Genomic DNA, 9,673 nt, shown 5'->3' with positions numbered 1-9,673 from the left:
AAGATGTAATTTCAGCCATTGACGATGTTGGTTTACGCCATGTTTTTTACGCACCCATTCCCCATCACCTGTAACTTTGATCCCTGTGCTATCAACTAAAATATGCAAGTCTTCCTGTGGATTTTTTGCTGATTTATGTAGAAGTGGCTGCAGCTTATCTGCTCGCCGACTCAATGTTGAGAAGTCTGGAACATTCCAGTCGAGGTGAGCCATTTGAAAAAGGCTTTGAATGAAACCTTGTGTTTGGCGTAAAGCCAGTTGGAACAGGTTTCGTATCGTCAGGGCAAATTGAATTGCTATATCAGTGTAGGTAGGTTGACGTCCTTTTTTTCCAGTAGGTGTTGCAGACCATTGCATTTGGGGATCAAACCAAATGGTGAAAGCACCCCGTTGACGTAAAGCCTGATTGTACTCAGACCAGTTCGTTGTTTTGTATCGGCTTTTTGATTCTGTATTCATCTAACATGTATGGGGATGAAATTTATTTATGCAACAAAGCCCTTAATATCAATAAAAGCTACATAAAGTCGATTTATGCAGCTATAAAACAATTGATCGACGTTTAGATTTCCTTACCTCCTAAACTTTGACAATCTACATTCGGTGTATTCCATCTGACTGCTGTCCCTGTTGCTACAGGACGAACGATCCGCCATGGCCAAAAGCCAAAACGTTGACTCGCATTATAATCCACAATCGCATTGGCATTCAGTTTTTGCGCAGCATTGCCTAATTTTGGATAGAGTTCTTCAACACTTCCATAGGTGCCTTTTGCAACTTTTACACGTTTAACGACCACATATTGCTGTGATGGAACACCACTAATAAGGCATACCCCGAAATGATTCTTCGCTTTTTCATTTGCTGTTACCTCATTTGCATGGGTGGTGTTGCAAAGAGCAAGTAAAGACAAAGTACAAAGAACAAGTTTTTTCATTGTTTGTTTCTCTTTGGTTGTAAAAAAATAAAATTTATCAGTATATTAAAGATTATTTGCCGATATTGCTTAGCATATTGCACATAATAAAACAGGCCATTTAAATGGCCTGTTTTATGATCCGATTAAATGATTTAGTGGTTTTTAACCGCATTTAATAACGCTTCTTGGCGTTCTTTTAATGCTTGTGGTAAACGATCACCAAGTTTGTTAAACAATTCTGTGTGACTTTCGATTTCAGTAATCCACTGATCTTTGTCTTGTGCAGTGATCAGATCAAATTCTTCTTTAGAAAAATCTGTACCTGCCCAGTTAAGATCGTCATAAGTTGGAACATAACCAATTGGTGTTTCAACTGCATTGGCACGACCTTCAACACGGTCAATCATCCACTCAAGCACACGCATGTTTTGACCAAAACCAGGCCATACAAAGTTACCTTCAGCATCACGACGGAACCAGTTGACGTTGAAGATTTTTGGTAATTTATTGCCCGCAGCTTCAGCTTTTTCACCGACTTGCTGACCCACTTCTAACCAGTGTTGGAAGTAGTCCGCCATGTTGTAACCAGTAAATGGCAACATAGCAAATGGGTCACGACGTACTACGCCTTGTTGACCAACAGCCGCCGCAGTAGTTTCAGAACCCATGGTTGCTGCTTTATAAACACCATCAACCCAGTCAAATGCTTCAGAAACTAAAGGAACCGTATCGGCACGACGACCACCGAAGATAAATGCAGAAATTGGAACACCTGCTGGATTTTCCCAGTCAGCATCAATAGAAGGGCATTGGCCTGCTGAAACAGTAAAACGCGCATTTGGATGTGCTGCTTTTTCACCATTTACATGAGGTTGACCTTTCCAGTTGGTCAAGTTTGCTGGAACTTCTTTAGATAGACCTTCCCACCATACTTCACCATTATCAGTCACAGCAACGTTAGTATAAATCACGTCTTTGTGTAGGGTTGCCATACAGTTCGGGTTGGTTTTGGTGTTTGTACCAGGCGCAACACCGAAGAAACCAGCTTCAGGGTTGATTGCATACAGACGACCATCTTCACCTGGTTTGATCCAAGCGATATCATCACCAACAGTTTCAATTTTCCAGCCTTCATAACCTACTGGTGGAATCAACATTGCAAAGTTGGTTTTACCACAAGCAGATGGGAATGCTGCTGCGATGTAGTGCTTTTCACCTTGAGGGTTAGTGACACCTAAGATCAGCATGTGTTCAGCGAGCCAGCCTTGTTCACGGCCCATTGCAGACGCGATACGAAGTGCTAAACATTTTTTACCGAGCAATGCGTTGCCGCCATAACCTGAACCGTAAGACCAGATTTCACGCGTTTCTGGGTAGTGAACAATATATTTTTCAGGATTGCATGGCCATGCAACATCTTTTTCGCCTTCAGCAAGAGGCGCGCCAACCGTGTGAACACAGGGTACAAATTCGCCATCAGTGCCAAGAACGTCATAAACCGCTTTGCCCATGCGTGCCATTTTACGCATGCTGACAGCAACGTATGGAGAATCAGTTAATTCGATACCAATCTGTGCAATGTGGCTGCCCAAAGGACCCATTGAGAATGGAACCACATACATGGTACGACCTTGCATTGCGCCATCAAACAAACCGTTGAGTTTTGCGCGCATCGCTGCTGGCGCTTCCCAGTTGTTTGTCGCACCCGCATCTTCCTGTTTTTCAGAACAGATGAACGTACGATCTTCAACACGCGCAACGTCAGAAGGGTCAGAGTTTGCAAGATAAGAACCTGGATGTTTTTCTTGGTTGAGTGTTTGCATTGTGCCGTTGGCGATCATCAAGTCAATTAGACGTTGATATTCTTCTTCGCTACCGTCACACCACTCGATTTTTGCAGGTTTGGTTAATTTTGCAATTTCTTCAACCCATGCAATAAGCTTAGGATGACGAACGAATTCTGGTGCGTTCACTTGGGTCATGGTGAGGCCTATTTAAAAAACGTACTAAAGTACAAATCTAGATGCTGAGATACAGCAAGTAGATGAAGTAAAAAAAAGTGGCGCTATTAAAGCATAAAATGACAAAAAAAATAAGACTAAAGACTAAATTAGAGTAGTAGGTCCAAAAATAGTTTAACTCTATATAAATCATTAATTTAATATAATTATGAAGCACTAAATATATGTATTAAGATATGTAATATATGTTATTTTTTAATTAAATGTTTATAAAAAACAAAGTCTTGATTCTAAAATAAATTTGAGAACAATTATCGATTAAATAAATGATCATCATTTAAATTTTACATAAAGCGTATTTTATTTGTCTAATTCTTGGACAAAAATAGGATAAATCATCAGCTTAGAACGATAAATATGCCAACACTTCGACCTTTATCCCTTATTTATAATGAAAAATCTGGATTCCATGCATCCAATAAAGAAGGCGTATATGAGCAAATCATGACGATTTTTACCCAGCATGATTTTGAGATTCAGGTCTTTGAATTGAGTGTTGAGGATAATTTCGACGATTTTATGCAGCAAGTTCTTGTGCGTCATCATGGCGATGATCATGGTGTGGTGGTTGCAGCAGGTGGGGATGGGACATTAAATGCAGTGGCTTCTAAGCTCAAATACACAGATATTCCGATGGGGATTTTGCCCTTAGGCACGTTTAACTATGTGGCGCGTGTTTTAAATATCCCTCAAGATTTGCTTCAAGCGGCTGAGGTGATTGCAACGGGAACACCTAAAAATGTTCACTTGGGAACGATCAACGACAGAATTTATTTAAATAATGCCAGCTTGGGTCTCTATCCTTTATTTATTCAAAAACGTGAGCAATATAATCAACGTTTGGGTCGACATACTTTAAATGCATATACATCTGGGCTTGATGTCTTAATTCGTGATCATAAAGAATTAAAACTTTCATTAACTGTTGATGGGCAAGTTTATCCTGTTAAAACATCGCTGGTCTTTTTTGGCAATAATAAATTGCAATTACAAGAAATGAATCTGAATATTGCTGAATGTGCTGAAGAAGGTCATGTTGCAGGCATTGTGGTCGCCAAAAGTGATAAATTGAGTTTATTTCGCATGTTATTTCAATTGATCAAAGGGGATCTCGAACATGCCAAAGATGTCTATAGTTTTGCTGCCGATCAGGTAGTGGTCGATTCAAAAAGTAAAACTTTAACGGTTGCTGTAGATGGCGAAATCGAAGAATTGAAGACGCCTTTGACACTTGCTGTGGCAAAAAATGCATTAAGTATCATGGTGCCTGTCGATGCTACTTCATCTGTCTGATTTGCATTTTGGTACGGAAAAGCCAGAATGTCTAATTGCAATCGAAAAATTTTGTCAGGAGCATCGTCCAGAACTCATTGTGGTGAGTGGGGACTTAACACAACGTGCAAAATTTATTCAGTTTTATAATTGTCGGCAGTTTTTGGATTCTCTTAAAATTCCCTATATTGTGGTGCCAGGGAATCATGATATTTCTTTGTATAATTTATGGAATCGTTTTTTTTCTCCATTTGCGCGTTATCAATTCTTTTTTGGTGAATTAGAGCCAACTTTACAAACTGAACATTTTTTTATTGTTGGGGTGAATAGTATTCGTCGGCGTTACCATACGCGGGGATATATTTCACTTGAGCAAATTCAGAGAACCAATGAAACCTTAAAACACGCGCCTGATGATAAGTTAAAACTGGTGGTATTACATCAACCTTTTTACACTTCTCCAGATGATCCACATGGAATAAAAGATTGTCCAGTGCTAGGGAGAATGGCACTTGAGAACTGGAGTCGAAGTGGTCTATTTGGGGTATTACATGGGCATTTACATAAAACTGCGGTGTATAACTTAACTCAAATTTATGATTTGAAAATTGATCATCCTGTTTATGATATTCATGCGGGTACAGCAACCTCTTATCGTTTACATAAAGGCTTGCCGAATAGTTTTAATACAATTTCAAATGATGGACTGATTCAGCACTTTTGGTTCGATGAAAGGACAAAATCCTTTGTTTTGCACAATTAATCTGAAGCTAAAAACAAGCAAAGTGTTTGAGTGTTTAAAAAAAACACAAAAAATAGCATTTTTTTTGATTTTTCCCCTTGAAGCGTTTTTTTCCATCCCCACAAAAGTGTCATCAAATTCATTTTGGTGCTTGCTAAAGCAATAATCATGGTAAGCATCATTTATCAAATCATAGACTTAGTCTGATGGAGTTATTTATGAGCAACATTCGTCCATTACATGACCGTGTAGTAATTCGTCGTGTTGAAGAAGAAACAAAAACGGCTGGCGGAATTTTATTGCCAGGTTCTGCTGCTGAAAAGCCTGCTCAAGGTGAAGTAATTGCAGTAGGTAATGGTCAAATCACTGACAACGGCGTTCGTGCATTAGACGTTAAAGTGGGTGATAAAGTGTTATTTGGTACTTATGCAGGCACTACTGTCAAAGTAAATGGTGATGAATTCTTAATCATGAAAGAATCTGACATTTTAGCTGTACTTGAAGGCTAAATTTTTACTTAACTCATTGATAAATCAGATCAAGCATATATAAAATTTGGAGTAAATAATGTCAGCTAAAGACGTTAAATTCGGTGATTCAGCGCGTTCAAAAATGATCGCAGGTGTCAATGTTCTTGCAGATGCAGTGAAAGTGACTTTAGGCCCTAAAGGTCGTAATGTCGTGATAGATCGTTCTTTTGGTGCACCGCATATCACTAAAGATGGTGTGACGGTTGCTAAAGAAATCACGCTAAAAGATAAGTTTGAAAACATGGGTGCGCAGCTTGTACGTGAAGTATCAAGCAAAACCAATGATATTGCGGGTGACGGTACAACCACTGCGACTGTACTGGCTCAAGCGATCCTTAACGAAGGGATCAAATCAGTGACTGCTGGTATGAACCCAATGGATCTTAAACGTGGTATCGATATCGCGGTGAAAGCAGTTGTAGAAAATATTCGTGCAACAGCGAAACCTGCTGATGACTTTAAAGCGATTGAACAAGTTGGTTCAATTTCTGCAAACTCTGACGAAACTGTGGGTAAATTGATCGCTCAAGCAATGGAACGCGTGGGTAAAGAAGGCGTGATTACCGTTGAAGAGGGTTCAGGCTTTGAAGATGCGCTTGATGTTGTAGAAGGTATGCAGTTTGACCGCGGTTATATCTCACCATATTTCGCAAACAAGCAAGATACTTTAACTGCTGAACTTGAAAATCCGTTCATTCTTCTTGTTGATAAAAAAATCAGCAATATCCGTGAATTGATTACAGTTTTAGAAGCGGTTGCAAAAACTGGTAAGCCACTTCTTATTATTGCTGAAGATGTTGAAGGTGAAGCGCTTGCTACACTTGTTGTGAACAACATGCGCGGTATCATCAAAGTATGTGCAGTTAAAGCACCTGGTTTTGGTGATCGTCGTAAAGCAATGCTTCAAGACATCGCGATCTTGACTGGTGCGACAGTGATTTCAGAAGAAGTGGGCATGTCGCTTGAACAAGCTTCTCTTCAAGATTTAGGTACAGCGCATAAAATCACAGTTTCTAAAGAAAATACTGTGATTGTAGATGGTGCAGGTGATGCCAATGCGATTGCTGAGCGTGTTCAACAGATCCGTGCTCAAATTGAAGAGTCAACTTCTGAATACGACAAAGAAAAACTTCAAGAGCGCGTTGCTAAATTAGCAGGCGGTGTTGCAGTCATCAAAATTGGTGCAGCAACTGAAGTTGAAATGAAAGAGAAGAAAGACCGTGTTGACGATGCGCTTCATGCAACGCGTGCTGCGGTTGAAGAAGGCGTTGTTGCTGGTGGTGGTGTTGCACTGGTTCGTGCTGTAAATGCACTTGACGGTTTAACAGGCGCCAATGATGACCAAACTGTGGGTATCAATATTTTACGCCGTGCAATCGAAGCACCACTTCGTCAAATCGTATCGAACGCAGGTGATGAACCTTCAGTCGTGATCAATGCTGTGAAAGCGGGCGAAGGTAACTATGGTTACAACGCTGCGACAGGTGTATATGGCGACATGCTTGAAATGGGTATTCTTGATCCAGCGAAAGTAACACGTTCTGCGCTTGAGCATGCAGCTTCTGTTGCAGGTTTAATGTTGACCACTGAAGCGATGATTACTGATATCCCAGAAGACAAACCAGCTATGCCAGATATGGGCGGCATGGGTGGTATGGGTGGTATGATGTAAGCTGCTCAACCGTAATTTAAACTTACTCAAATTTGAGTTTGTTAAAAAAGGTCACAAATTTTGTTTGTGACCTTTTTAATTTTATAGACCTACTAGATCTCTTAAAAACTAAAGTCATCATATTAGATAAGAATTTAACGATTGGATGAATGAAAATATTGAAAAAATACGCCTGAGAAAAATCAGGCGTTTTTGATTTAGAACAACAGCTATTTCATTCTGAGGTAAGAATGGAGTTTTCCTCATGAATAATACAGGAAAGGACATAGCTATTAAGCCAATAATTTTTACGTCCATCTTTGATTGGTCTTGCCACGCGACCAGTTTTAATTGCAAAATATCTATCAACCTGACCACTCATGCTCTTTTGATCTGACCAGCCAAAATCTTTTTAACCTGACCATTTTTACATACATAAAATAAAGGAGACATTTTCAGCCTTTCTAAAAATTAGTTTGTATTTTTACCTTGTCTTTTCCTCATAGATTCTCCCTGTAACTCTATAAGATGAGCTTTGTGTACGATTCGATCTAAAACTGCATCTCCTAGCGTGGGATCCTCAAATCGACTATGCCATACGGATGTGGGATATTGACTTGTTAAAAGTAATGATCCATTAACTGCCTGTAGGTCAATGATATCCAGAAATATAGATGCTAAATGCGAATCTATGCTTCCCAAGCCAAAGTCATCAATAATTAATAGATTAGTATTAATCAACTTACGTCTTAACTGCGGTAGCGTTCGATCTGCTACAGCAAGAGCTAGTGCTTCAAACAGAGTATTAGTATTGAAATACAAAACGATATAATGATGGCGACAAGCATGTGTTGCAAAGGCACAACCTAACCAACTTTTTCCTGTTCCAGTTGCACCAAGAATAATTAAATTTTGACGATGCTGAATCCATTTATTATCAAATAATGTTGAAACTTGGCGTCTATGAATACCTCTTTCTGCGTGATAGTCAATATTATCTATTGATACTCGCGGGTACCTCAGACTTGCATTTTTTAACAGTCGACTAATTTTTCTATTGGCACGATCTGAAATTTCAGCATCGGCAATATGAGTGAGTTGTTGCTCAAACGTTAATTCTAAGAATTTTGGGTCAACCAAATGTAAATCTAAGACTTTGACCATAGCTGATAATCTGAGTTGAACCAATTTATTGCTTAAATCAGGTGATAACATCATTTATCTCCTAATTTATTGATATAAAAATAATCGGCACCTCGGATATTGTGATGCAAAGTGAGTTTAGTAGTAGGAGTCTCTCTTGGGCTACCATATACTTATTTTTGGATAATGGATTTTATTCTGTCAAAAGTTAAAGCATTAATTTTTATTGCATATTGAAAAGCAGACTCTAAATCTTCATTTGTGTATCCTGATTGATTAGACCATTGCTTTAATCGTTGTACTGTACGGATACCGTTCGCAAAATCACGTCTCTCCGAAATTTTCTTTTGAACAAATTCAGTCGTATATGGGTCTGTTTTTCTGCCCATTCGATAAGATAAGGTAAAGTTAATTCTTTATAAGCTCGTTGTGTCTCAGTCATATGCTCGGATGAAATCGTATGGCCACCAGTTTGATCATTTAATAAATGTTGAGCAATAAATTGACGCTGATGTGTAATTTCAATCATCTGTTGTGTCACTTTAAGATCAACTAGGCAATGTACATGTTGATGAGGTACTGAATAAAAATGCTTATTCCACTCAATCAGACCAAATTCATTAACACGTACATTATACTTATGTTCACATATCTCAAATGGCAGTTCTGGTAATGGTGATAGTGCAACCTTGTCAGTGTGTAAAAGTAGCTGTGTCTTCCCCATAGGAAAGGTCTTAGTTTATTTTCATTGATTTTTTGGTTATGTATATAAAGTTCTTTATTCAATTCAGTCAATGAATAAAAACGCTGATTTCTTAGTCTAGCGAGAATCTGAGTTTGAATGATTTGAACACCTTTCTCAGCTAATGCTTTATCTTGTGGTTCTCGTGAGCGAGCAGGATAAACAATGAAATTATAATGTTCAGCGAACTCATTAAAATCCTTTTGGATAATAATTTCAGAACGAGTATGTTTTATGACAGCAGCTTTTAAGTTGTCTGGCATAATATATTGCGGAACACCTCCTAATTGCTTAAATGCTTCAATATGGCATTCAATCCAAGATTTAATCTTTTGATCTGGAACTGCATGTATAACGTTATAAGAATAGTTACACATCACACCAACGAAAATTTGTGCTTTAAATTTTTCCATATTCGTTTTGGCATCATAAATTGGAATGGTTTGTCCACAAAAGTCCACAAATAAAAATTCACCAGCATTATAAAATTGCTTCATGCTCTTTTTTTGAACTTTACACCATTGATTGAATAATTTAACAAACCACGAGTACGAATAACCATTAAAGCCGAATTCTTCTCTGTATTCTTGCCAAAGAAGTTCTAAAGTCATATTTTTACGTGATAGTTCCTGTGGTAATCCCCCCTAAAAATA

Annotated in this window: 10 protein-coding genes and 1 pseudogene; 4 read left to right on the top strand and 7 right to left on the bottom strand. The window is 38.5% G+C overall.

Annotated features, from left to right (window positions below):
• The 3 genes and pseudogenes from J500_RS13005 to J500_RS12995 all read right to left on the bottom strand — a co-directional run.
• Window positions 1-459: pseudogene (locus J500_RS13005) on the bottom strand (IS5-like element ISAba10 family transposase); the annotation flags it as partial.
• Between the two features lie 103 nt (window positions 460-562).
• Window positions 563-937 (bottom strand): hypothetical protein, encoded by a 375-nt coding sequence (locus tag J500_RS13000; RefSeq protein WP_004996622.1) that lies wholly within the window; start codon window positions 935-937, stop codon window positions 563-565.
• Between the two features lie 134 nt (window positions 938-1,071).
• A complete protein-coding gene (locus J500_RS12995; protein WP_004996623.1) occupies window positions 1,072-2,901 on the bottom strand; it encodes a phosphoenolpyruvate carboxykinase (GTP) in 1,830 nt (609 codons plus the stop codon).
• A gap of 396 nt (window positions 2,902-3,297) precedes the next feature.
• Here J500_RS12995 and J500_RS12990 point away from each other — a divergent pair, with 396 nt between their 5' ends.
• Complete coding sequence (locus J500_RS12990) at window positions 3,298-4,233, top strand: diacylglycerol/lipid kinase family protein (RefSeq protein WP_004990181.1); 936 nt, start codon at window positions 3,298-3,300, stop codon at window positions 4,231-4,233.
• Window positions 4,214-4,975 (top strand): metallophosphoesterase family protein, encoded by a 762-nt coding sequence (locus tag J500_RS12985; RefSeq protein ID WP_004996626.1) that lies wholly within the window; start codon window positions 4,214-4,216, stop codon window positions 4,973-4,975. The genes J500_RS12990 and J500_RS12985 overlap by 20 nt, the downstream gene beginning before the upstream one ends.
• Here J500_RS12985 and J500_RS17410 read toward each other — a convergent pair.
• Complete coding sequence (locus J500_RS17410; protein WP_155118756.1) at window positions 4,972-5,124, bottom strand: hypothetical protein; 153 nt, start codon at window positions 5,122-5,124, stop codon at window positions 4,972-4,974. The genes J500_RS12985 and J500_RS17410 overlap by 4 nt on opposite strands.
• 48 nt (window positions 5,125-5,172) lie before the next feature.
• Between J500_RS17410 and groES the strand changes: the two genes are divergently transcribed.
• Window positions 5,173-5,463, top strand: a complete 291-nt coding sequence (gene groES, locus J500_RS12980; RefSeq protein ID WP_004939735.1) for a co-chaperone GroES — start codon at window positions 5,173-5,175, stop codon at window positions 5,461-5,463.
• Between the two features lie 58 nt (window positions 5,464-5,521).
• The gene (gene groL, locus J500_RS12975) at window positions 5,522-7,156 is read left to right on the top strand and encodes a chaperonin GroEL (protein ID WP_004996627.1); all 1,635 of its coding nucleotides are present in this window, start codon (window positions 5,522-5,524) and stop codon (window positions 7,154-7,156) included.
• Window positions 7,157-7,606: 450 nt separating this feature from the next.
• On the opposite strand, the gene istB is transcribed toward groL, so the two are convergent.
• The 3 genes from istB to istA all read right to left on the bottom strand — a co-directional run bounded on the left by istB (window position 7,607) and on the right by istA (window position 9,631).
• Window positions 7,607-8,353 (bottom strand): IS21-like element helper ATPase IstB, encoded by a 747-nt coding sequence (istB, locus tag J500_RS12965; protein WP_227613765.1) that lies wholly within the window; start codon window positions 8,351-8,353, stop codon window positions 7,607-7,609.
• A 214-nt stretch (window positions 8,354-8,567) separates the two neighbouring features.
• The gene (locus tag J500_RS17885; protein ID WP_373866501.1) at window positions 8,568-9,002 is read right to left on the bottom strand and encodes a Mu transposase domain-containing protein; all 435 of its coding nucleotides are present in this window, start codon (window positions 9,000-9,002) and stop codon (window positions 8,568-8,570) included.
• The gene (gene istA / locus J500_RS17720; RefSeq protein WP_004996708.1) at window positions 8,885-9,631 is read right to left on the bottom strand and encodes an IS21 family transposase; all 747 of its coding nucleotides are present in this window, start codon (window positions 9,629-9,631) and stop codon (window positions 8,885-8,887) included. Before istA ends, J500_RS17885 begins: the two co-directional genes overlap by 118 nt.
• Between the last annotated feature and the right edge of the window lie 42 nt (window positions 9,632-9,673).

Origin of the sequence: Acinetobacter sp. 479375 (assembly GCF_000581715.1) — a bacterium.
Lineage (GTDB): Bacteria > Pseudomonadota > Gammaproteobacteria > Pseudomonadales > Moraxellaceae > Acinetobacter > Acinetobacter ursingii.
Note: the sequence above shows the minus strand (reverse complement) of the source record. Positions and strands in the feature narration are given on the sequence as shown.